At 65.9% G+C, this 21,547-nt stretch carries 19 protein-coding genes; 13 read left to right on the top strand and 6 right to left on the bottom strand.

Annotated features, from left to right (window positions below; all coding sequences use genetic code 11):
- Window positions 1–115: 115 nt before the first annotated feature.
- The 10 genes from RTW82_RS18775 to RTW82_RS18820 all read left to right on the top strand — a co-directional run bounded on the left by RTW82_RS18775 (window position 116) and on the right by RTW82_RS18820 (window position 9,849).
- Window positions 116–1,078: a fimbrial protein gene (locus RTW82_RS18775; protein WP_316926021.1), complete on the top strand. Its 963-nt coding sequence runs from the start codon at window positions 116–118 to the stop codon at window positions 1,076–1,078.
- Window positions 1,079–1,292: 214 nt separating this feature from the next.
- Window positions 1,293–1,847, top strand: coding sequence for a fimbrial protein (locus tag RTW82_RS18780; RefSeq protein WP_316926022.1), 555 nt, complete (start codon window positions 1,293–1,295; stop codon window positions 1,845–1,847).
- Between the two features lie 88 nt (window positions 1,848–1,935).
- Entirely contained in the window at window positions 1,936–2,454 is a 519-nt protein-coding gene (locus RTW82_RS18785) for a hypothetical protein (protein WP_316926023.1), read from the top strand.
- Window positions 2,455–2,563: 109 nt separating this feature from the next.
- Window positions 2,564–5,104 (top strand): outer membrane usher protein, encoded by a 2,541-nt coding sequence (locus tag RTW82_RS18790; protein ID WP_316926024.1) that lies wholly within the window; start codon window positions 2,564–2,566, stop codon window positions 5,102–5,104.
- 34 nt (window positions 5,105–5,138) lie between these two features.
- Window positions 5,139–5,894, top strand: a complete 756-nt coding sequence (locus RTW82_RS18795) for a fimbria/pilus periplasmic chaperone (protein ID WP_316926025.1) — start codon at window positions 5,139–5,141, stop codon at window positions 5,892–5,894.
- Between the two features lie 33 nt (window positions 5,895–5,927).
- Window positions 5,928–6,419, top strand: a complete 492-nt coding sequence (locus RTW82_RS18800; RefSeq protein WP_316926026.1) for a fimbrial protein — start codon at window positions 5,928–5,930, stop codon at window positions 6,417–6,419.
- The gene (locus tag RTW82_RS18805) at window positions 6,416–6,907 is read left to right on the top strand and encodes a fimbrial protein (RefSeq protein WP_316926027.1); all 492 of its coding nucleotides are present in this window, start codon (window positions 6,416–6,418) and stop codon (window positions 6,905–6,907) included. The genes RTW82_RS18800 and RTW82_RS18805 overlap by 4 nt, the downstream gene beginning before the upstream one ends.
- A 296-nt stretch (window positions 6,908–7,203) precedes the next feature.
- Window positions 7,204–8,166 (top strand): hypothetical protein, encoded by a 963-nt coding sequence (locus RTW82_RS18810; RefSeq protein WP_316926028.1) that lies wholly within the window; start codon window positions 7,204–7,206, stop codon window positions 8,164–8,166.
- Window positions 8,167–8,195: 29 nt separating this feature from the next.
- A complete protein-coding gene (locus RTW82_RS18815) occupies window positions 8,196–8,822 on the top strand; it encodes a response regulator transcription factor (protein WP_316926029.1) in 627 nt (208 codons plus the stop codon).
- 157 nt (window positions 8,823–8,979) lie between these two features.
- Window positions 8,980–9,849, top strand: a complete 870-nt coding sequence (locus RTW82_RS18820; protein WP_316926030.1) for an alpha/beta hydrolase — start codon at window positions 8,980–8,982, stop codon at window positions 9,847–9,849.
- A 732-nt stretch (window positions 9,850–10,581) separates the two neighbouring features.
- Here RTW82_RS18820 and RTW82_RS18825 read toward each other — a convergent pair.
- The 6 genes from RTW82_RS18825 to RTW82_RS18850 form a co-directional block, all read right to left on the bottom strand.
- On the bottom strand, window positions 10,582–11,835 hold the full coding sequence (locus RTW82_RS18825; protein ID WP_316926031.1) for a methyltransferase: 1,254 nt from the start codon (window positions 11,833–11,835) through the stop codon (window positions 10,582–10,584).
- Entirely contained in the window at window positions 11,832–12,452 is a 621-nt protein-coding gene (locus tag RTW82_RS18830; RefSeq protein WP_316926032.1) for a TetR/AcrR family transcriptional regulator, read from the bottom strand. The genes RTW82_RS18825 and RTW82_RS18830 overlap by 4 nt, the downstream gene beginning before the upstream one ends.
- A gap of 914 nt (window positions 12,453–13,366) precedes the next feature.
- Window positions 13,367–16,978 (bottom strand): transporter substrate-binding domain-containing protein, encoded by a 3,612-nt coding sequence (locus tag RTW82_RS18835; RefSeq protein WP_316926033.1) that lies wholly within the window; start codon window positions 16,976–16,978, stop codon window positions 13,367–13,369.
- A 63-nt stretch (window positions 16,979–17,041) separates the two neighbouring features.
- Window positions 17,042–17,449, bottom strand: coding sequence for a response regulator transcription factor (locus RTW82_RS18840; RefSeq protein WP_316926034.1), 408 nt, complete (start codon window positions 17,447–17,449; stop codon window positions 17,042–17,044).
- A gap of 103 nt (window positions 17,450–17,552) precedes the next feature.
- Window positions 17,553–18,326 (bottom strand): OmpA family protein, encoded by a 774-nt coding sequence (locus tag RTW82_RS18845; protein WP_316926035.1) that lies wholly within the window; start codon window positions 18,324–18,326, stop codon window positions 17,553–17,555.
- A gap of 9 nt (window positions 18,327–18,335) precedes the next feature.
- A complete protein-coding gene (locus RTW82_RS18850; RefSeq protein ID WP_316926036.1) occupies window positions 18,336–18,752 on the bottom strand; it encodes a DUF4398 domain-containing protein in 417 nt (138 codons plus the stop codon).
- A 601-nt stretch (window positions 18,753–19,353) separates the two neighbouring features.
- On the opposite strand from RTW82_RS18850, the gene RTW82_RS18855 reads away from it, so the two are divergent.
- Genes RTW82_RS18855 through RTW82_RS18865 form a run of 3 tightly spaced genes read left to right on the top strand, consistent with a single transcriptional unit; the run spans window position 19,354 to window position 21,507 of the window.
- Window positions 19,354–19,701 carry a metalloregulator ArsR/SmtB family transcription factor gene (locus tag RTW82_RS18855; protein ID WP_021220155.1) on the top strand — a complete coding sequence of 116 codons (348 nt, stop codon included), beginning with the start codon at window positions 19,354–19,356 and terminating at the stop codon, window positions 19,699–19,701.
- Between the two features lie 20 nt (window positions 19,702–19,721).
- The gene (locus RTW82_RS18860; protein WP_316926037.1) at window positions 19,722–21,005 is read left to right on the top strand and encodes an arsenic transporter; all 1,284 of its coding nucleotides are present in this window, start codon (window positions 19,722–19,724) and stop codon (window positions 21,003–21,005) included.
- A gap of 28 nt (window positions 21,006–21,033) precedes the next feature.
- Window positions 21,034–21,507, top strand: a complete 474-nt coding sequence (locus RTW82_RS18865) for an arsenate reductase ArsC (protein WP_316926038.1) — start codon at window positions 21,034–21,036, stop codon at window positions 21,505–21,507.
- Window positions 21,508–21,547: the final 40 nt, after the last annotated feature.

The raw sequence follows: 21,547 nt of genomic DNA on the forward strand, positions 1-21,547 counted from the left end.
TTTCGGGAAGGGCCTACAGCACGGAAGAGACAGCACTGATTTGGGCGACCACGCGTCGTCGCTAGCATGGCCGCCTCACTCAGCAGATGAAGGTGGGGCGGCTATGGTCGGCTACATGGGTTGTGTTCTTTCACTCACGCTTCTGGCGTTCGCCAGCCAGGCCTGGGCGTGTTCGCTGGATACCAAGCGCGAGACCCGTCACGCCTTCCCGGCGGCCCTGAGCTTTCCCCGCGACCTGCCTGTCGGTGGCGTGATCTACGACACCCGCGGCTGGGTTGGGTCCGGTGAGGCCTATGTGAGATGCATGGAGCTATACCAGCACTACATAGGCACTGGTTTCACCTCAGGCACCAGCCCGGTGCCCGGGTTGAAAGGGGTTTACACCACCAGCCTGCCAGGCGTTGGGGTGCGGGTCGGTTGGGCGCAGAACGCCAACAACCTGCCCGCCGACATCATGGCGGGGGAGCTGATGCAGTACCCCCGCCCGCGCACCGCGATCCCGCGCAACCACTATGCCCCGGGGCAGCGCTGGTGGATTCAGCTGATCAAGACCAGCGCTACACCGAGCAATGGCTCGCTCAGCATCGAGCCGGTGCGGATCTACTACGACGACGAACTCACCAACGAGCTGATCTTCACCCCCACGATGCTCACGCTGGATATCCGCACCTGCCGCCTGGGCAAGAAGAACATCGACGTCCCGCTGCGCACCTCCTACATCAATAGCTTCAAGGGCGTTGGCTCCACCTCCCGGCCGCTGCCATTCGACATCCCCCTGATGTGCGACCCGGAAATCCGCGTCTCTTACACCATCACCGGGTTGTACGACGACCTGAACCGCAGCGTGCTGAAGAACACTGCGGGTCCCGGGCTGGCCAAGGGCGTTGGCGTGCAGGTGCTCAAGGGCTATGGCGACCTGGCGCCCATCCAGCTGGGGCACAAGACGCTCTTCGGCAACTCCGGCCCTGTAGGCGGCAACCAGTCGATTCCCCTGGTGGCGCGCTACTACCAGACCGAAAACAGCGTCTCGGCCGGGCAGGTCAACATCCTGGCCTTCTTCAACCTCTTCTACGAGTAATGCTGGCATCTCCCCTGGAGGCTCCGTTCTAGAGCCTCCGCGCAGACATTGGGCGGATGACGCTTCATCCGCACCCGCTGAATTTTCCTACGCCAAAGCTGAAATTTCTTGCAGAGCGCCATTGGGGTGCTCCCCGACAATTCTCCCTGTCAGCGGATGAGAGCCAAGTCGTAGGACTGATGCCTTAGCCCGCTCTAGCCAAGGAGATAACGAAATGAAAAAACTACTGCTCGCCGCGATGATCGCCGGCGCTTTCGCGGGTGCTGCTGTGGCTGCAGAGGATGAGAGTGGCGCTGGTGGTTCTGTGACCAACCAGGGTTCCGGCACCGTGACCTTCACCGGTTCCATCATCGACGCGCCGTGCTCCATCGATGCCGAATCCGCCGACCAGAAGGTCGAGCTGGGCTCGATTTCCAATGTGGCCCTGCAGGCTGACAACGGTGCCGGCACCTCCCGTCCGAAAACCTTCCAGATCAAGCTGAGCGACTGCAGCGTCGCCACCGGCAAGTCGGTGCAAACCACCTTCACCGGTCAGGAAGGCGTCGACGGCCACCTGGCGCTCACCGGCCAGGCCAAGGGCGCTGGCATCGTGCTGGAAGACCTCAACGGCAAGGTTCTGAAGCTGGGCACTCCCTCCGCTGCAGCCAAGCTGCAGAACGGCGAGAACCAGCTGCAGTTCAGCGCCTACCTGCAAGGCGATGGTGACAAGGATGCGATCGTCCCCGGTGATTTCCAGGCCGTGGCTGATTTCCGTCTGAGCTATCAGTGAATAGCCGGGGCGTGTGCGTTGCTCCTGTGCTCGCCCCGTTTTTTTACTGCCTTGAATCGCTGAGTGTGGGTGCTGGATGTTTTCGTGCATGGGTATCAGGGCGGTGCTGCCGCTGGTGGGTTTGTTGGTTGTCAGCAGCGTGCATGCATCGGATGAGGGGCGGGTCAGCCTCCGTGGTGCCGTACTCGAATCCGCCTGTGCCATCAGCACCCTGACTCGCGACCAGGTCATCGAAGTAAAAAGTCTGTTCACCCGCGAATGGCTGGGTGGCGGGCGCAGTGAGGCCAACCCCATTTCATTGCGGCTGGACCACTGCACCCTGTCTTACCCGGGCAAGGCGTTACCCGCTTCGCGCTTCTTCCGCATCGCCTTCGACGGGCGCTCATCCCAAGGGTTGTTCGCGGTGGAAGGGCAGGCCAAGGGCCTGGCCCTGCAAGTGGGGGATGGCCACGGCAAGGTGTTTTTGCCGGGGGTGTTGCTGCCCATGACGGAGCAGATACCCGAAGACCGGGTGCTCAGTTACTCGATGCGGCTGGTGGCCGATAGCGAGGCGGTGGTGTTCGGTGATTACCACTCCACCCTGCGTTTCAAGATGGATTACTTCTGATGCCGAGCGGCCGCGTGCCGCATGTTGGAGATGGCGGCAGTCCCGTTGGTTGAGTGAGTCGCAGGGCGCAAGGCTCTTGCTGTTCGCGCAGTAGAAAAAGGTTTTGGCAATGCTCTCCTCTCGTTCCGGGGCGGTATTCGCTCGTGCGCTGACTGGCTTTTTGGTTACTGCCCTCACGGGGCCCATTGCAGATTTTTCGCTCGCGGAAGACATCCAGTTCAACACCGAAGTGCTGGACCTCGAAGACCGCAGCAACATCGACCTCGGGCAGTTCGCCCGGGGCAACTACATCATGCCGGGTGAATACGAAATGACCGTTCGCATCAACAAGGAGGAGCTGCCAGAGCACAAGATCGCTTTCCGCGCCGCCGAAGGTGATGCGGGCGACAGCCTGGCCTGCCTCAACCCCGAGCTGGTGGAAGAGTTCGGCCTCAAGCCCGACGCCACCGCGCAGCTGAAGTGGTCGGCCGATGGCCAGTGCCTCGACCTCGCCAGCCTGCCCGGCGCCACCGCCCGTGGCGACCTGAGCGCGGCAGCCCTCTATGTGGAAGTGCCCCAGGCCTTCCTGGAATACACCTCCGAGAACTGGGACCCGCCGTCCCGCTGGGACGACGGCATTTCCGGCCTGGTGCTGGACTACAACTTCAACGCCCAGTCCCAGCACCTGGATGGCGGCCAGAACAGCAACGACATCAGCGGCAACGGCGTGTTCGGCGCCAACCTGGGCGCCTGGCGCGTCCGTGCCGACTGGCAGGCGCGCTACGACGACCGCCCCGGCAGTCAGCGCGGTACGCAATTGGACTGGAGCCGCTACTACGCCTACCGGGCCATCCCCAGCCTGGGCGCCAAGCTGACCGTGGGCGAGAACTACCTCACCTCCAGCATCTTCGACAGCTTCCGTTTCGCCGGCGCCAGCCTTGCCACCGACGACAACATGCTGCCGCCCAACCTGCGCGGCTATGCGCCGGAAGTCACAGGCGTAGCGCGCACCAACGCCAAGGTCACCGTCAGCCAGCAGGGCCGGGTGCTCTACGAAACCCAGGTGGCCCCGGGCCCGTTCCGCATCCAGGACATCAACGAAGCCGTACAGGGCCAGCTGGATGTGCGGGTGGAAGAGCAGGACGGCAGCGTCCAGGAATTCAAGATGGACACCGCCGACGTGCCCTACCTGACCCGCCCCGGCACCGTGCGCTACAAGTTCTCCGCCGGCCGTCCCTCCGACTGGGACCACCACATCGAAGGCCCGGCCTTCGGCGCCGGCGAGTTCTCCTGGGGTGTGAGCAATGGCTGGTCCCTCTATGGCGGCGGCCTGGGCGGCGAGGGCTACACGGCAGCGGCCATCGGTATCGGCCGCGACCTGATGCAGTTCGGCGCGCTGTCGTTCGACGTCACCCAATCGTCCGCCGACCTGGAGCGGGAAGGGCGCCTCAGCGGCCGCTCCTACCGTATCAGCTACTCGAAGAGCTTCGACGAGCTGGACAGCCAGGTCACCTTTGCCGGCTACCGCTTCTCCGAGCGCGACTACATGACCATGAGCGACTACCTCTCGGCCCTGGAATACGGCCAACGCGGCTGGCAGAACAGCAAGGAGATGTACACCGTGATGTTCAACCAGCAGTTCCGCGAGCTGGGCCTCTCCGCCTACCTCAACTACGGCCACCAGACCTACTGGGGGCAGCAGGCCACCGACAACTACAGCCTGTCGCTGTCGCGCTATTTCGATGCCGGTCGCTTCAAGAACCTCAGCGTGTCGTTCACCGCCTCGCGCAGCACCTACAACGGCATCCAGGACGACAGCTACTACGTGTCGCTGTCCATGCCCTGGGACGGCGCCGGCTCCGTCAGCTACTCCAGCTCGGTGAGCAACCACCAGGTCGACCACCAGCTCAGCTATTACGACCGCATCGGCGACCACGACAGCTACCAGGTCAGCGCCGGCACCGGCGACAACGGCCACTCCGCCAGCGGCTACCTCAGCCACCGCGGCGACGCGGCGGAAATGAACTTCAGCGCCAGCTACCAGGAAGGCCGCTACTCCACCGTGGCCATGTCGGTACAGGGCGGCGCCACAGCCACCCTGCAGGGCGCGGCGCTGCACCGCACCGGCGTGCAGGGCGGCACCCGCATCCTTCTGGATACCGACGGCGTGCCCGGCGTACCGGTGCACGGCTACGGCGAAACCACCGAGACCAACCACTTCGGCAAGGCCGTGGTGGCCGACATCTCCAGCTACTACCGCAACCGCCTGAGCATCGACCTCGACGGCCTGCCGGACGACGCCGAAGCCATCCACTCCGTGGCCCAGGCGACCCTCACCGAAGGCGCCATCGGCTACCGCCACTTCGACGTGGTGGCCGGCAAGAAGGCCATGGTGGTGGTGCACCTGCCGGACGGCTCCGCGCCGCCCTTCGGCGCCACCGTGGCCAACGACCGTGACCAGGCCGTGGGCATCGTCAGCGACGCCGGCAGCCTCTACCTCAGCGGCATCCAGCCCGGCGGCGAGATGACCCTCAGCTGGGACGGCGAGCAACGCTGCAAGGTGCACCTGCCGCAGCAGCTGCCGAGCATCGACCACGCCTGGCCGCTGGACTGCATGCCCCTGGCCGTCGCCGCCAAGAACAGCACCGGCCAGACCCTGGCCCAACACTGAAGCATTACCGAAGCATTCAACCGAGAACCGATCCATGAACCACCGTCACTTCACTCCTTTTATCGGCTCCCTGCTGCTCTGCGCCCTGGGCGCCCAGCAGGCCCAGGCCGCCATCGCCCTGGACCGCACCCGCGTGGTGTTCGAGGCCGGGCAGAAGTCCGTCAGCCTCAGCGTCAGCAACGAGAACAAGCAGCTGCCCTACCTGGCCCAGGGCTGGCTGGAAGATGCCAGCGGCAAGAAGGTCAACTCCCCGCTGGTGGTGCTGCCGCCGCTGCAGCGCATCGAGCCGGGCGCCAAGAGCCAGCTCAAGGTGCAAAGCCTGCCCGCCGTGGCCCAGCTGCCGCAGGACCGGGAAAGCCTGTTCTATTTCAACCTGCGCGAAATCCCCCCGCGCAGCGACAAGCCCAACTCCCTGCAGATCGCCCTGCAAACCCGCATCAAGCTGTTCTACCGGCCCGAGGCCCTGGTCCCGGCCCGGGGCGAACAGGCCCCCGCCTGGCAGGAGCAGCTCACCCTCACCCGTGAAGGCGACAGCTACCGGGTGAACAACCCCACGGCCTACTACGTGACCATCGTCGACGCCGCCAGCAGCCCCAGCGGCGAAGCGCCGGAAGGCTTCGAACCGTTGATGCTCGAGCCGCGCGGCAATGCCCCGCTCAAGGTGCCGGCCGCCACCCTGGGTGCCAGCCCGGTGCTCACCTACATCAACGACTACGGCGGCCGCCCGCAGCTGCGTTTCGATTGCAACGGCGGCACCTGCAAGGCCACGCCCGTCGAGCCGCAAGGCTAGCGGCGCCGGCACAGGCTGAGAGAGGAGAGCGGCGTGAAGCGAATCAAGGCACTGGCCCTGGCGGGCGCCTGCCTGGCTGCGGTTGCAGTCGCGCCGGCCCAGGCGGCTTCGACCACCTTCAAGGTGACCGTCACTGTGGTCGCGCGGCCCAACTGCGTGATCAATGGCAACAAGCCCATCGAAGTGGACTTCGGCGAAGTGGTGACCACTAAGATCAACGGCAGCAACTACAGGGTGCCCGTCACCTATGGGCTGCAGTGCACCGGCACTAACAACAAACGCCTGGCACTCCGTATTGCCGGTGCGCCAGCAACCTTCGATGCAGCCGCCTTGCGCACCAGTGTCGATGGGCTGGGCATCCGCCTGTACGTGGATGACGAACTGCTGGACGTAAACAGCGGTTCTCACTCATTCGACTATTCAACCAAACCTGCCCTGTTCGCGGTTCCGGTCAGGCAGGCCAATACCCAGCTGCGCGGTGGCGAGTTCACGGCCGCAGCCACTCTGAAAGTGGAGTACTCATGAAAAGCAATCTTGTAACCCTGGCACTGCTGTTCGCAGCCATGACCCAGCACGCCGTGCCCTCGATGGCCGCCGAAAGCGACAACATCAAGTTCGTCGGCAAGCTGGTGGAGCCGCCCGCCTGTACGTTCAACGGCGGCAAACCGATCGAGGTGAATTTTGGTGAGGTACGGACCGACAAGATCGACGGTACCAACTTCAAGAAAACGGTGGACTATGGGCTCAAGTGCGAGCGTGCCGACGGCAAGGTGCTCAAGCTTTCACTGACCGGAGGTGCCTCGGGCTTCGATCCGACCGTGCTTGCCACGAGCGTGACGGACCTTGGCATCAAGCTGTTCCTTGACGACACCGTGCTGGAAGTCAACAAGTCTCGTGATCTCACCTACCCGAAGACTCCCGTGCTGACTGTGGTCCCGGTCAAGAAGGATAAGGCCAACCTCAAGGGCGGTGACTTCAATGCCAGCGGCAACCTGAAGATCGAATACATCTGAGTTGAGCGGCCACCGCCGAAGGCGGTTTCAGTGTGCACCCGGGCAAGACCCAGCTCGGCCGAACGGCCAAGGGGTTCGACTGGCTGGGTGCATGGTTTACGCCCGATGGGGTGGGTATCGCCCCACGGGCATTACACAACCACCGTGAACGACGCGCGCGGCTTTATGAGCAAGCCATCGCCAGGGGACTTGGGAGAGCCGAGGCTTTGGAGAGGGTACGGGTGTATGAGGAGCGGTGGGAGAGGTGGATGAGTTACCCGAGCTACTGTGCTCGCCGCCCATAACATGGTGTAAAAATGAAAATGATCTCAACCGCTGCGGCCCGCCCCACTGCGATCGCTTGGATTATGCTCGTAACTTGCATGCTCACCGCAGAGATGTGCGACGCCGCCGAAGTAGACGGCCCCCCGGCCCTTGTGCCGGGCGACGTGGTGTATGTGTCAGGTGCCGAATCGTCCGACATCAGGACCTGGACCGGTCCGTCCCACGCCTTACCACCTCCCGGTGCTGACTGTGAACAGGTGAATCACATCGGGTCGGACTGCACGGCGAAGGCTTCTTGTGCGTATGCGAAAAGCCTGACCGGGCCGGGCGACGTAAAGACATCATGGTACGCGCTGGTTCGCCTGACTGGCTTCATGCTCTACCCGGACTACCTTGCGTTCCGCGCCACCGGGGTGAACGGCGTCCACGCGCTGGCTGGGCCTAACGCGTCCGAGAGTGAGGTGACCGGCCTCCTGAAGGCCGAACAAGAAGCACCGATAAAGGGGTTGGTCACCGCGACGGGACGGGGGCCGACCTACACAGGCGCTGTGATCTCCGTCCAGGCCGGCGCCTGCCGATTCGAACGGATGGGGAACATCGAGACATACTATACGGCGTGGGCCGTGAACAAATATAACCCCGCGCACCTCACCCACACGGGGTGCACCCTCGACGGGGCCGATGCAACACTAACGCTGGGTGGCGGAGAGACTCGGACAGTCGACATCCCGTCAGGGGTTCGATGTGATAGTGACGGCACACTCGGTGTGCACGTTTACGGAATGGGGGCGAATGGCGAAATCAAATTTGATGGTGCAGGACTGACTGGAACCGTCACCCTAGATGGGAAGGATGCCACGCACTCCCCTGTGCAGATCCAGGCTCGCGCCGGAGTGCGCACCCCGCTGCCGATCTCTGTCAAAGTTACAGCCAGCCCCACCGCCTCTGCGGGCAAATGGAGTGGGTCCGTCATCATCCTAGCAACCCCTGCGTGATCGAGTGCTTGTCCGTATAGGTGAACTGAATGGCAAAAATCCTCCTGATCGACGACCACCCCATCGTCCGCATGGCCGCCCGCATGTTGCTCGAGCGCGAGGGGCACCAGGTGGTGGGCGAGGCGGCCGATGGCGTCACGGGCCTGAGCACGGCCCGGGAAACCCAGCCCAAGCTGGTGCTGCTGGACCTGGATATTCCCGCCCTGGGCGGCCTGGAGTTGATCGCCCGCTTGCGCACCCTGGAGCCGGCGCCGCGCGTGCTGGTGCTCAGCGCCAAGGACCCGGGCTTCTATGCCTCCCGCTGCCTGCGGGCCGGCGCCCATGGCTATGTGTACAAGCGTGAAGACATGGCTGATCTGGCCACCGGGGTGAAGGCGGTGCTGGCGGGCTACCGCTACTTCCCCGATGCCTTTATGACCACCGACGACCCTAACGCGCCGCTTAGCAATGAGGCGAAGGTGCTCGACAGCCTCTCCGACCGCGAACTCACGGTGCTGCGCTACCTGGCCCTGGGCTACACCAACAAGCAGATCGCCGACCAGATTCTGATCAACAACAAGACCGTCAGCTCCTACAAGGCGCGCCTGCAAGAAAAGGTGGGTGAGCAGAGCCTGGTGGGCCTGGTGGAGTTCGCCAAGCGCAACGGCGTGGTCTGACTCCCGGCGCGGCATGCGCACTCATGACGCCTTGCCGGTGGTTGCCGCACCCTGAGCCGGGCGGCTGACCGCCCACCTTCAAACCCTTAGCAACGCTTTGCCCTCACCCCGAGCGGCAGGGCCGGCCATTGCCCGTTGCAAACCAAGGAGTAGAACCATGCAGTACGAAGATGTCTCCATTCCCAGCGCCGACCACCAGCCACTGGCTGGCCGCGTGTATGGCCAGCTCAAGGCCAAACCAGCACCCGTGGTGGTGCTTTGCCATGGCTTTTGCGGGATACAGGACATTCTCCTCCCGGCCTATGCCAAGGCCTTTGCCGAGGTGGGCTACCTGGCGGTGACCTTCGACTACCGCGGCTTTGGCGCCAGCGGCGGCGAGCGTGGGCGGCTGGTGCCGCAGCAGCAGGTGCTGGATGTGCTCACGGTGATCGACTGGGTGAAGGCGCAGAGCTGGGCCGATGCCGAGCGGGTGGCGCTGTGGGGCACCAGCCTCGGCGCCTGCCATGCGGTGGTGGTGGCCAGCCGGCTGCCGTCGCTGAAATGCCTGCTGCTGCAAATGCCCTTCGCCAACGGCGAGACGCTGATCACCGGGCGCCTGCCCGAGGCGGAGCGCGCACCCTTCCTGGAAACTTTGGAGAAGATGCAGGCGCGCCGCACGAGCACCGGCAAGGACCTGTTCGTGCCCATCCCCAAGGTGATGTCGGACCCGCAATCCCGCGCCTTCTTCGAACGCTGCAAGGCCAGCCACCCGGAAATGGACGTGAAGATTCCCTTCCTCACCGTCTGGGAGATGGCCCATTACAAACCGGTGGACGTGGCCATTCGCGTGGTCACGCCCACCTTGGTGGTGGTGGCTGGCGATGACCAGGTCAACCCGGCCGAGCAAGGCCTGGAGCTGTACGGCCGCATAAGGGGCCGCAAGGCGGTGCAGGTGATCGACAAGGCCGGGCATTACGACCTGTACCAGGGCCGGGCCTTCGACACGGCCGTCGGCTTCCAGCTGGATTGGTTGGCGCAATACCTCTAGCCGCATCGGCGGCCACGCAGGGCTGCCAGCGCAGGTGCTCCCGGCGACATCGCCTGGTGGATGAAAAGAGCGCCATCCACCCTACACACCGGTCGGCGTCGTGGTTTGGGGTGGGCATGGTGCCGTAGGTTGGCGCCGAGCGCAGCGAGGCCCAACGCAACGATGTTCGGCCCCCGCTGCGGGCTTCTCCCTGTGGGAGCGGCTTCAGCCGCGAAAGCCCCTCCGCAGGCACGAGGCTGCGAGCGGCCGGATGATCCATCGCGAATGAATTCACTCCCACGAAATGTGCCCCCCAACCACGACCCCTGTAGGGGCGACTTCAGTCGCCAAGCAGCCCGCAGGGCTGCCAACGCAGGTGCCCCCGGAGAGATCGCCTGGTGGATGAAAAGAGCGCCATCCACCCTACGCAGAGGTCGGCATTGTGGCATGGGTTGGGCGCGGCGCCGTAGGTTGGCGCCGAGCGCAGCGAGGCCCAACGCAACGATGTTCGGCCCCGCTGCGGGGCCCTCCTTGTGGGAGCGGCTTCAGCCGCGAAAGACCTCCTGCAGGCACGAGGCTACGAGCGGTCGGATGCTCCATCGCGAATGAATTCCCACGAAATGTGCCCCTAACCACGACCCCTGTAGGGGCGACTTCAGTCGCCAAGCAGCCCGCAGGGCTGCCAGCGCAGGTGCTTCCGGTGACATTGCCTGGTGGATGAAAAGAGCGCAGCCACCTCAGGTAGCCCGGGCTTTAGCCCGGGAGCGTTTCACACCGATGCTCGGGTCGTGCCAGGCGACCGGAGTCTGAGTCAGTGCGAATCTGGAAGATGGACGCTGGAGGCCGGAATCCAGACGGCCTATGGCGTGCGCCACGGTTCACTGCACCCTCCGCCAACCCTGGCCTCAGCACCAGCAGCTTGGCCAGGGACCGGGTATCCACCACCTGCTCGACCTCCATGCCACCGCTGTGGCAGAGCGCATGCCATTCCCGCAGCGTTCGCTCACGACCGTAACCGCCCATGAACATCTGCATGTCGCACAGCGCGCTGGCGAGGTCTGCACGGTCTTCGGGCACCACCATTTCCATCAGAATGACCCGCGCGCCGCTCTGGCCGATGGCCTGGCGCAGGCTGTCGAAGGCCCGAATACACGTGGCGTCGTCGAAACCATGCAGCACCGCCGAGAGTAGGTAGACATCGTGGCTGTCTTTGGCACCGGGCAGGTTATCGAGCAGATCGCCGGCCATGAACTGCAAGCGCTCCAGGCCGGGCTCGCTGCTTTCATGCCAGTAGCGACCCGCTTCGGCGATGACCTGTGGCCGGTCCACCACCAGTGCCTCCAGGTGGGCATGGCGGTGGAGCAGGGCCAGGGACTTGCGCCCACGGGAGCCCCCCACATCGATCACCCGCCGGAAACGGCTCCAGTCCAGGTCGGTGGCGAAGCTGTCGCCGGCAAGGGCTTCGACGCTGTCCATCGCTGACGAGAACAGTGCGTCCAGTTCGGCGTCTTCATCCAGGTGCTCGAACAGCGTGCGTCCGTGGCTGAGCACGAAGGGCGGCACGCCGCGGCGGATGCCTGCCTCCAGCTGTCGATACCAGGGCTCGCTCATGGCGCCGGTGTTGTGCAGCAACACCATGGCGCGAACGCTGCTGGCATGGTCCCGTCGCAGATAGCTGGAGACGGGCGAGTTGCGGAAGACCCCAGGCGCGCATTCGCAGAACACGCCACTGGCGGCCAGCAGTCGCAGCAGCCGGGCCAATGCGTCTGCCGACACGTCCAGGCGCCTGGCCAGGCTTTCCACTGCCAGCGCCTCGCCGCCCAGCAAGGTGGCGACATCCAGCCGGGCGGCGGCATGCAGGGCTCGCGACAGCCAGAAGGCCGAGCCCATCTGGATCAGCCGAAAAGGGGGTGGCACCAGGTTGCCGGCGGCCCGTTGCAACCAGGCACCCAAGCGCATGGCCAGTTGGAAGCCCCCCACGGCGAAGGCATTGCGCTGCAGGCTCATGGCAACACCTCCCCGGGCGGGGTGAGCCCGACACTGAACAGACGGCCGTTGAGCGCCGCCAGCCCGTCGAGAAAGTCGGCGTCCATGGGCCGGCCCATCTGCTCTTCGAATACATCCCGTAGCAGCATCGGCGTCATCGCCAGGCTGACGAAGGCCATGCGCAGCATGTCCGGGTCGGTCTCGGCGGTGACCTGCCCGGTACGTTTGAAGTCGGCGATCTTGCGGGCGCCGCCGTCGCGGCCCCGGTCGAGCAATTGCTGGAGAAAGCGTCGCCCCGGACCTCGGTTGAGCGCCAGCACCTTCAGCACCAGGCGGGGCAGCTCCGGCTGCATCGCCATGGCCGCGTAATACAGGCGCAGGAAGTCGGCGAAACCGTCGACCGACGCCAACAATGGCCCGTCGAGAACATCCAGCAGCGGCTTGAAGGCCTCGCTGAGCATCTCCTCATAGAGCCCCTCCTTGCTGCCGAAGTAGTAACGGATCATCGACTGGTTGGCGCCCGCCTGCTCGGCGATCCGGCGCGTGGTGACCTGGTGATAGTCGTCCCCCAGGAAGCAGGCCCGGGCGGCCTGAAGCAAGCGATCCCTCACCGGCGAACTGGCATCCTTCTGGTGCATGGCGAACCTCTCCAATTACATCGACAGGGAGGCTAACACCCGGTGCGGATGGGGCTGCGGGGTATCGTCAATCAGAAACGGCCCGGTGATTGAAAACGGGCCGCAGGGCTGCCAGCGCAGGTGCTCCCGGGGAGATCGCCTGGTGGATGAAAAGAGCGCCATCCACCCAACGCAGTGGTTGGCATTGTGGCGTGGGTTGGGCGCGGCGCCGTAGGTTGGCGCCGAGCGCAGCGAGGCCCAACACGACGATGTTCAGCCCCGTTGCGGGCCCCCCTGTGGGAGCGGCTTCAGCCGCGAAAGCCCTTCCGCCGGCACGAGGCGGCGAGTGGTCGGATGTTCCATCGCGAATGAATTCGCTCCCACAAAATGTGCCTCCCAGCCACGACCCCTGTAGGGGCGACTTCAGTCGCCAAGCAGGCCGCAGGGCTGCCAACGCAGGTGCTCCCGGGGAGATCGCCTGGTGGATGAAAAGAGCGTCATCCACCCCACGCAGCGGTCGGTGCCAAGGCGTGGGTTGTGCGCGGCGCCGTAGGTTGGGCCGAGCGCAGCGAGGCCCAACGCAACAATGTTCAGCCCCCGTTGCGGGCCCCCTGTGGGAGCGGCTTCAGCCGCGAAAGACCTTCCGCAGGCACGAGGCGGCGAGTGGCCGGTTGCTCCATCGCGAATGAATTCGCTCCCACAAAATGTGCCCCCCAATCACGATTCATGTAGGCGGGTAGGGCGGGTGAAACCCGCGTGTGGTTCGGTGGCACGAGCTGTCGGGTTGCACCCGACCTACGGTTGTGGGAGCGGCTTCAGCCGCGAAGGACCTTCCGCAGGCAAGAGGCTGCCAGCGGCCCGGATGCTCGTTCGCGAATGAATCCGCTCCTACGGCTTCAAGCTTCAAGCTTCCAGCTCCCATCTTCCAGCTGCTCTTACGCTAACAACGCGATCAATTCCTCATCCAACTCGAGCATGATGGCCTCCAGGTCGTGCAGGGATCGGCGAAGGTCGTCGCGGCTGGCGTTGTTGCGGTAGGCGGCTTCCAGCTGTTCGCAGGCGTCGATCAGCCCGTGGGCGCGGATGATGCCGGCGGCGCCCTTGATGCGGTGGGCGAGTTCGACGATGCCGTGCTGGCTGCCGGATTCCAGCAGGCCGCGTACCTGCTGCAGGTCGATGCGGTGGCTTTGCAGGATGCCTTCCAGCGCCCGCTGGGTGAGCGCCGGGTCGCCGCCGGTGAAGTGTTCCAGCTCCTTCACGTCGAAGCGCGGCTTGGCCGTGGCGGCGGGCACTTGCTCGGGCTCCGGGCTGGGTGCATGGCGCGGGGTGATGCGCCGGAGCCGCCCATCCAGCTCGCCGAGGGCGATGGGTTTGAACAGGCAATCGTCCATGCCGGCGTCGAGGCAGCGTTGGCGCTCGTCGGGCTGGGCGTTGGCGGTGAAGCCCCAGATCAGCGTCGGCTGCTCGCCCTGTTCCTGTTCGCGGATGCGCTGGGCCAGCTGGTAGCCGCTGAGCACCGGCATGTTGCAATCGGTGATGACCAGGTCGAAGGCCCCGGGCTGCCACAGGCCCAGGCCCTGCTGGCCGTGCTCTGCCTGGCTCACCCGGTGGCCGAGGTAGGCGAGCTGGTCGCAGAGCAGCTTGCGGTTGGCGTAGCTGTCGTCCACCACCAGCACGCTCAGCGCATGGCGCACCGGTTCGGCGAGCTGCTCGATGGGCCGCAGCGGCTCCGCTGCGAGGGGCTCCAGCCGGCTGAAACGCAGCGCCAGGACGATGCGCGTGCCGGAGCCCAGCTCGCTTTCCAGCAGCAGCTGGCCGCCCATCATTTCGCAGAGGGTGCGCGAAATCATCAGGCCCAGGCCGGTGCCGGAACGGGTGTTGAGGCTGTTGCCGGGCACTTGGGCGAAGGGCTGGAAGAGCTTCTGCTGGTTGTGGGCGGAGATGCCGATGCCGGTGTCGATGACTTCGATCTGCACGCGCAGGTCGTCGCCCTCCGGCTCGGTGCGGGCGATGACGCTGACCGAACCCTGGTCGGTGAACTTGATGGCGTTGCTGACGAGGTTGGAAACCACCTGCTTGAGGCGTTGCGGGTCCAGCAGCACATCGTCGTTGGCGCTGTTGTCCAGGTTGAGGGTCAGGCGCAGCCCTTTCTGCCGGGCCAGGCCGTCGAACACCCGCACCACGCCCTCCAGCAACTGGCGCAGGTTGGCGCGCTCGGGGCTGAGGGCGAGGCGGCCGCTTTCGATGCGGGCGATATCGAGGATGTCGCCGATCAGCGCCAGCAGGCCCTGGGCCGAGCCATAGGCCACCTCTATGCTGTCGCGGTCGAGCCGGCCGCTTTCGGCGTGCTTGAGGGCGAGCTCGAGCATGCCGATGACCGCGCTCATGGGCGTGCGGATCTCGTGGCTCATGGTGGCGAGGAAGGTGCTCTTGGCGCGGCTGGCTTCGTCGGCGGCTTCCTTGGCGTCTTGCAGCTGGGCGAGCAGTTGCTGGCGTTCGCTGATGTCGATCCAGCCGCCGATGATGCCGACGAGGGCGCCTTCGGCATTCCGGAAGGGCAGCATCCAGTGGTAGATGGCCAGGGTGCGGCCGTCGATGTGCACCACGCGGTCCTTCAGCACCGGTTGGCCGCCGGCGAGGATGCCCTTGAAGTCGTTGTCGAACTCGGCCTGTTCCTCCACCGGCAGGTTGTTGATGGTGGTGCCGATCACCTCTTCGCGTGTGCGCTGGAAGGTCTGCAGGTAGCTGTCGTTGCACAGCACCATGCGCCGCTCCAGGTCGCGCACGTAGATGGGGTTGGGGGTGCCGTCGATCAGCGCCTCCATGAACTGCATCTGGTCGCCCAGGGCGCGCTCGGCCCGCTGGCGCTGGCGCACCTGGCGGCGCATGGACAGGCCCCAGGCCACGGCGATGAGCAGCAGCACGGCACCCACCGCGGCCATGAGGTAGATGAGCGTGATGTAGTCGCGCCAGCTGGGGGCGGCCACCGGGGCCTTGGTGCGCCAGTGGTTGACCAGCTCGGTGCGGGCATCCGGCGGGACGCTGCGCATGGCTTTTTCGAGGATGCCGAACAACTCGAACTCGTCGCGGCGCACCGCCAGGGCCTGGGTGGCCAGGGGCAGGTCGAGGGCGCCGGCGATGCGCAGCTGCTCGCGGGGGATGCGCAGCAGGTTGTGGCTGGCCACCACCTCGGGCAGCACGGTGGCGTCGATGCTGCCGTCGCCCAGCAGCGCGAGGGATTCCAGCGCGGAGCCCACCTCGCGGATGTGGATGGCGGGGTGGCTGTGCTGCAGCAGGGGGATGAGCGAGTCGCCCCGGGTCAGCGACAGGGTCTTGCCGGCCAGGGCGTCGAGGCTGGTGGGCGCATCGGGCGTGGCGCGGGTCACCAGCAACTGGGGCGAGTAGAGGTAGGGCCGGGTGAAGTGGAACAGCCGCTCGCGGGCCTGGTCCGGCTCCAGGTCGGCGACCAGCTGGATGCGCTTCGCCTCGGCAGCGTCGTAGATGCCCTGGAAGCTGTCGAAGGCTTCCACCTCGAAGCGCAGGCCGGTCTTGGCGGCCAGCAGCGCGAGCAGGTCGGAGGCGATGCCCAGGTGGTTGCCCTGCTTGTCGTAGTAGGAGATGGGCGCCAGGTAGCGGGCCACGGCGACGCGCACCACCGGGTTGCGCTTGATCCAGTCCGCTTCCTCGTCGTTCAGGGGCAGCGGCGCGAGGCTGAGCATCAGCCGGTCGCCCCAGCGCCGGCGGATGCTCATCGCCTGGCCTTCGGGGATGCGTTCCAGCACGGTGTTGAACAGGCGCTCGAGGCGCGGTTCGCCCGGGTTGAGGGCGAAGGCGTAGCCGCGCCCCTCCGGCGGCAGCGTGCGGACGATACGCACATAGTCGGAGTAGGCCTTGCTGATGAGGAACTGGGCGGAGAGGGCATTGCCGAGCATCACGTCGGCCTGGTCGAAGGCGACCGCAGCCATGGCTTTGTCTTCGGCGGCGAAGGGCAGGAGGGTCGCCTCCGGGTAACGCGCCTTCAGCTCGGCGAGGGGGCGGTAATCCCGCGCCACCGCCAGGCGCAGGCCCTTGAGCCGCTCCCAGTGGCGGGGCTCCAGGTCCTGCCGGGCCACCAGCACGGGGTTGTCGACCACGTATTGCTGGGTGAGCGGCAGTTTGAGGCGGGCGGCTTCCTCGGCGGTGGCGTTGCCGAGCAGGTCCAGCTCGCCGCGCTGCAGGGCCGCCAGCGCCGCCTCGCGATCAGGGTAGGCGCGCAGGCGCACGCTGAGCCCGAGGGCTTGCGCCACCAGGCCGAGGTAGTCCGCGGTGACCCCTTCGTAGTCGTGGGTGGCGTTGGTCATTTCCAGCGGGTGGAAGTTGGGCGGGGCGGTGCCCATCACCAGTTCGTGCTTGTCGTGCAGCCAGCGCAGGTCGTCCTCGTCGAGGGGCAACGCCATGTCCTGGGCGCCGGAGTGGCTGAGCAGCACGGGTTGTTCTTCGGCCGTGGCGAAGGGCAGGTACAGGCAGGTGAGCAGCAAGGGCCACAGGAGCGAAAACAGGCGCGGCATCGTGACTTTCCATAGGCTGGGGCAGGTGCCTGACACGGCTCGGCTTGCGGGGGCGAGGCGGCGTTAGTCGGGCGGTATGCTGGAAAGGTAGTCACTTTGCGCGGTCACCGAAACCAGCGCGGCGACAAGTTGTTCGGCGCTGGCCTTCTTGCTGACGTACGCAGCGGCACCGAGCTGCTTGCAGGGGTGAGCGAAGCGGTCGGCGGGCAGTGCGCTGAAGACGACCACGGGAACCTCGAAGGGCATCTCCCGGATCGCGGCCAACACCGAAAGGCCGTCCATGTCGGGCAGGTCGAGGTCGAGTATCACCAGGTCGGGGACCAGGGTGCGGACCAGGCGCAGGGCGATGTCGCCCCGGGTGCTTTCCCCGATGATGTTGAAGCCTTTGTCGCGCAGCACTTCGCGGATGGCCAGCCGGACGATGGGCTGCACGTCGACAATGAGAAGGGTGTGGATCGGTTCATCTTGCATGGCGTGGTGCTCCGTGCGTGCCGGCATCGTGGGCCGGCCCTGGCCTTGGATGAAGAGCGGGAACCGAGGGGCGGCGGTGGCGCCCCTCGGTGAAGCCGTGCCGTTAGCTGCGATCGCTCACGGGGGCTGCGCTGTTGGAGATGATCACCTCTACGCGGCGGTTGAGCTGGCGGCCCTGGATGGAGCCGTTGTCGCTGACCGGGAACTCGGGGCCGTAGCCCTTGGTGATCAGGCGCTCGCGGCCGATGCCCAGGCGCTCCAGGGCGCGGGCCACCGATTCGGCACGGTGCTCGGAGAGGCGCAGGTTGAGCAGCTCGCCACCGGTGCTGTCGGTGAAGCCTTCGATGCGCACCTTGCGCTCGGGGTTCTCACTGAGGAAGGTGGCCAGCTGCTGCAGGTTGCGCTGGCTGCCGTACTTCAGCTCGGCCTTGCCGGTGTCGAACAGCACATCACCGAAGGTGACCACCTGGCCGCGCTCGCTGGGCTTGGCGTTGAGCGCCTGCAGGGCCTTGAGCTGCTGGGTGCGGACTTCCAGCTGCACCTGGGTGCGCTCGTTGTCGGTTTTCTTCAGGTCGGCGGCGGCCTTGCGGGCGATGATGGTTTGCTCCGCCAGCTCGATCTTGCGGTTGGCCAGGTAGGCGAGGTGGTCGATTTCCGGGGCTTCGCGGTCCAGCTCGGAATACACCTCGACATCGTTCAGGGCCTTGCTGGCGACCTGGGTCTGCAGCGCGGCCAGGGTGCTGGATTCCGGTTTGCTGGTGAGCTGGGCAAAAGCCTCGCGGGCCTTGAGCAGGTCGGGGTTCTCCGGCGGGGTGGCGCAGCCGGCAAGGGCGAGGCCAAGCGCGGAGAGTAGGGGCATCACTAGGACTGGGCGCATGGGCGATCCTTATTTGGCAGCGGGGGAGGTAGGCGCGGTCGGCGAGGAGGGCGCTTCGAGCATCTCCTTCTTCAGCACGTCGATACCGTCGCGCGCTTGCTTGAGGGCCTCGGTCTCACGCACGGCGATGGCCTTTTGTTCCGCCAGGTTGGCGTCGGCTTCGGCCAGCTGCGCGAGCTTCTCGGCCTCGGCGTACTTCATGGCGCCGAGCGCGCGCTCCATGAGGAAGAGCTTGTCTTGCGCGGCTTTCATCTCCAGGGGCGCGTACTGGGTGGCTTCGGCCGCGACCGCGCGGCTCACCGCATCGCGGGACATGGAAACCTGTTGGTCCGGGCTGGGCAGGCTGGAGCAGGCGGCGAGGGCGGTGCACGCCGCCGCCAGGAGTGCGCCCAGGCGGGCGCGCTGGTAGGGGATTCGAGGAAACATCAATGACTCCGGGGTAGTGCTTCGGATGCCGTCCGTTTGGGGGCGTACTCGCGGCCCGTTACTCGGAACGCGGTGGCAGCGAAGCGCCGGTGGGGCTCACGCGGCGGCTGCTCACGGATTCAACCTAGCGCCAGATGCCGGTCGGGGTATGCGGGAAATTTCGCTGCTGCCGGGCGAATTTTCACGATGCACAGCCCCGGCGCCGTGCTCCCCGGCGGCACCGCCTGGTGGATGAAAAGAGCGTCATCCACCCTACACACCGGTCAGCACCGTGGGTTGGGTCGGCGCCGTAGGATGGTGTGGAGCGCAGCGAAACCCATCACCGCAAACGTCGGGTTACACCCGACCTACAGGCTGGCTCGCGACCCATGTAGGGGCGACTTCAGTCGCCAAGCAGGCCGCAGGACTGCCCCAACGCGGTGTTCCCCGGTGGCACCGTTTGGTGGATGAAAAGAGCGTCATCCACCCTACATGTCGGTCAGCGCCCGAGCTGCGGGCGGCGGGCAAAAAAACCGCACAGGCGTGAGTCCGGACGGCGAAATGTCTTTTCTGGATATATGGAAATCCGTATATTCGATTTCCCATATGTTCTGGCCCTCCCATGATCACCCCGACCGACGTCTTCAAAAGCCTCGCCGATGAAACGCGCGCCCGCGCCACGCTGCTTATCGCCCACCTTGGCGAGTTGTGTGTCTGCGAGCTGATGTGCGCCCTGGATGACAGCCAGCCGAAGGTCAGCCGCCACCTTGCCCAACTGCGCAGCAATGGCTTGCTGCTGGATCGCCGCCAAGGCCAGTGGGTGTATTACCGCCTCAACCCGGAGCTGCCCGCCTGGGTGCACGAGATGCTGCAGGTGACGCTCAAGGCCAATGCCGAGTGGCTGCGGGAAAACGCCTCGCGCCTGCACAACATGGATGACCGCCCCGTCCGTGCGGCCGCCTGCTGCTAAGCCTGTTGGAGCGCTGGTTCATGCTTGTCGCCATTGCCGTGTTCGTCTTCACCCTGGTGCTGGTCATCTGGCAACCCAAAGGCCTGGGGGTGGGCTGGAGCGCCACCCTCGGCGCGGTCATCGCGCTGGGCGTGGGGGCGGTGTCGCTGCACGACATCCCCGTCGTGTGGGCCATCGTCTGGAACGCCACCGCTACCTTCATCGCCGTCATCGTCATCAGCCTGCTGCTGGATGAGGCCGGTTTCTTCGAGTGGGCGGCGCTGCATGTAGCCCGCTGGGCCAAGGGCAGCGGTCATCGCCTGTTCTGCTTCTGCGTGCTGCTGGGCGCCGCGGTTTCGGCGTTGTTCGCCAACGACGGCGCGGCACTGATCCTCACGCCCATCGTCATGTCCATGCTGCTGGCGCTGCGCTTCTCGGCGGCCACCACGCTGGCCTTCGTCATGGCGGCCGGGTTCATCGCCGATACCGCCAGCCTGCCGCTGGTGGTCTCCAACCTGGTGAACATCGTTTCCGCCGATTACTTCGGCCTGGGCTTCAGCGAGTACGCCGCGGTGATGGTGCCGGTGAACCTGGCCAGCGTCGCCGCCACGCTGCTGGTGCTGTGGCTGTTCTTCCGCCGAGACCTGCCCCGGCGCTACGCCCTGGAGGCGTTGCCGGCGCCGGAGACAGCGATCCGCGATCGCGCCACCTTCGTGGTGGGCGGGTGGACCCTGCTGGCGCTGCTGGTCGGCCTCTTCGCCCTGGAGCCCCTGGGCATTCCGGTCAGCGCCGTGGCGGCCGCCTGTGCGGCGACCCTGTTCGCCGTCGCCGCGCGCGGGCAGCGGATCGCCACCCGGCGCGTGCTGCGCGAGGCGCCCTGGCAGGTGGTGGTGTTCTCCCTCGGCATGTACCTGGTGGTCTATGGCTTGAAGAACGCCGGGCTGACGGACCTTCTCACCCAGGTGCTGGACCGCCTCGCCGCGCAGGGGCTGTGGAGCGCCACCCTCGGCACCGGCGCGCTTTCCGCCGTGCTCTCCTCGGTGATGAACAACATGCCCAGCGTGCTGATCGGGGCGCTGTCGATCCAGGACAGCGGGGCCGAAGGCGTGGTGCGCGAGGCGATGATCTACGCCAACGTCATCGGCTGCGACCTCGGCCCCAAGATCACCCCCATCGGCAGCCTGGCCACGCTGCTCTGGTTGCATGTGCTGGAGCGCAAGGGCATGCGCATCACCTGGGGTTACTACTTCAAGGTCGGCATCCTGCTGACGCTGCCCGTACTGCTTATCACGCTGTCGGCCCTGGCGCTGCGCCTGAGCCTTTGATCGCCGCCCGGGGCGGCAGGAGCCATCGATGCGAGTCCTGTTCATGTGCACGGCCAACAGCTGCCGCAGCATCCTGTCCGAAGCCCTGTTCAACCACCTGGCGCCGCCCGGGTTCGAGGCGGTGAGTGCCGGCAGCTTTCCCAAGGGCCAGGTGCTGCCACGCAGCCTGGCCACCCTGCAGCAGGCGGGCATCGACACCCGGGGGCTGCGCAGCAAGGGCAACGAGGCCTTCGCCGACAACCCGCCGGATGTGGTCATCACCGTGTGCGACAAGGCGGCCGGCGAGGCCTGCCCGGTGTACTTCGGCCCGGCGCTGAAGGCCCACTGGGGGCTGGAGGATCCCTCCGAGACGGGGGGTGACGAGGGCCAGGTGGAGGCGGCCTTCCGCGCCACGCTGGCCTGCATCGAGCGGCGCTGCCGGGCCTTCCTGGCGCTGCCGTTCGCGAGCCTAGAGCGCGACGAGCTGCAGCGCGAACTGTCCCGTATCGGCACCTTGCCGTAGCGGCCGGACGGGGCGTTCGGGCCTCAGAAATCCTTAAGCT

Origin of the sequence: Pseudomonas sp. zfem005 (assembly GCF_032621735.1) — a bacterium.
In the GTDB taxonomy this organism is placed as follows: Bacteria; Pseudomonadota; Gammaproteobacteria; order Pseudomonadales; family Pseudomonadaceae; genus Metapseudomonas; species Metapseudomonas solani.

Excerpts from the sequence above, each read along its gene's own strand:
- RTW82_RS18830 (WP_316926032.1), bottom strand. The coding sequence starts at position 12,452 with ATGCACCAGAAGGATGCCAGTTCGCCGGTGAGGGATCGCTTGCTTCAG.
- RTW82_RS18825 (WP_316926031.1), bottom strand. The coding sequence starts at position 11,835 with ATGAGCCTGCAGCGCAATGCCTTCGCCGTGGGGGGCTTCCAACTGGCC.
- RTW82_RS18805 (WP_316926027.1), top strand. The coding sequence starts at position 6,416 with ATGAAAAGCAATCTTGTAACCCTGGCACTGCTGTTCGCAGCCATGACC.
- RTW82_RS18840 (WP_316926034.1), bottom strand. The coding sequence starts at position 17,449 with ATGCAAGATGAACCGATCCACACCCTTCTCATTGTCGACGTGCAGCCC.
- RTW82_RS18780 (WP_316926022.1), top strand. The coding sequence starts at position 1,293 with ATGAAAAAACTACTGCTCGCCGCGATGATCGCCGGCGCTTTCGCGGGT.
- RTW82_RS18835 (WP_316926033.1), bottom strand. The coding sequence starts at position 16,978 with ATGCCGCGCCTGTTTTCGCTCCTGTGGCCCTTGCTGCTCACCTGCCTG.
- RTW82_RS18785 (WP_316926023.1), top strand. The coding sequence starts at position 1,936 with ATGGGTATCAGGGCGGTGCTGCCGCTGGTGGGTTTGTTGGTTGTCAGC.
- RTW82_RS18845 (WP_316926035.1), bottom strand. The coding sequence starts at position 18,326 with ATGCGCCCAGTCCTAGTGATGCCCCTACTCTCCGCGCTTGGCCTCGCC.
- RTW82_RS18860 (WP_316926037.1), top strand. The coding sequence starts at position 19,722 with ATGCTTGTCGCCATTGCCGTGTTCGTCTTCACCCTGGTGCTGGTCATC.
- RTW82_RS18855 (WP_021220155.1), top strand. The coding sequence starts at position 19,354 with ATGATCACCCCGACCGACGTCTTCAAAAGCCTCGCCGATGAAACGCGC.
- RTW82_RS18865 (WP_316926038.1), top strand. The coding sequence starts at position 21,034 with ATGCGAGTCCTGTTCATGTGCACGGCCAACAGCTGCCGCAGCATCCTG.
- RTW82_RS18815 (WP_316926029.1), top strand. The coding sequence starts at position 8,196 with ATGGCAAAAATCCTCCTGATCGACGACCACCCCATCGTCCGCATGGCC.
- RTW82_RS18790 (WP_316926024.1), top strand. The coding sequence starts at position 2,564 with ATGCTCTCCTCTCGTTCCGGGGCGGTATTCGCTCGTGCGCTGACTGGC.
- RTW82_RS18850 (WP_316926036.1), bottom strand. The coding sequence starts at position 18,752 with ATGTTTCCTCGAATCCCCTACCAGCGCGCCCGCCTGGGCGCACTCCTG.
- RTW82_RS18810 (WP_316926028.1), top strand. The coding sequence starts at position 7,204 with ATGAAAATGATCTCAACCGCTGCGGCCCGCCCCACTGCGATCGCTTGG.
- RTW82_RS18795 (WP_316926025.1), top strand. The coding sequence starts at position 5,139 with ATGAACCACCGTCACTTCACTCCTTTTATCGGCTCCCTGCTGCTCTGC.
- RTW82_RS18775 (WP_316926021.1), top strand. The coding sequence starts at position 116 with ATGGGTTGTGTTCTTTCACTCACGCTTCTGGCGTTCGCCAGCCAGGCC.
- RTW82_RS18820 (WP_316926030.1), top strand. The coding sequence starts at position 8,980 with ATGCAGTACGAAGATGTCTCCATTCCCAGCGCCGACCACCAGCCACTG.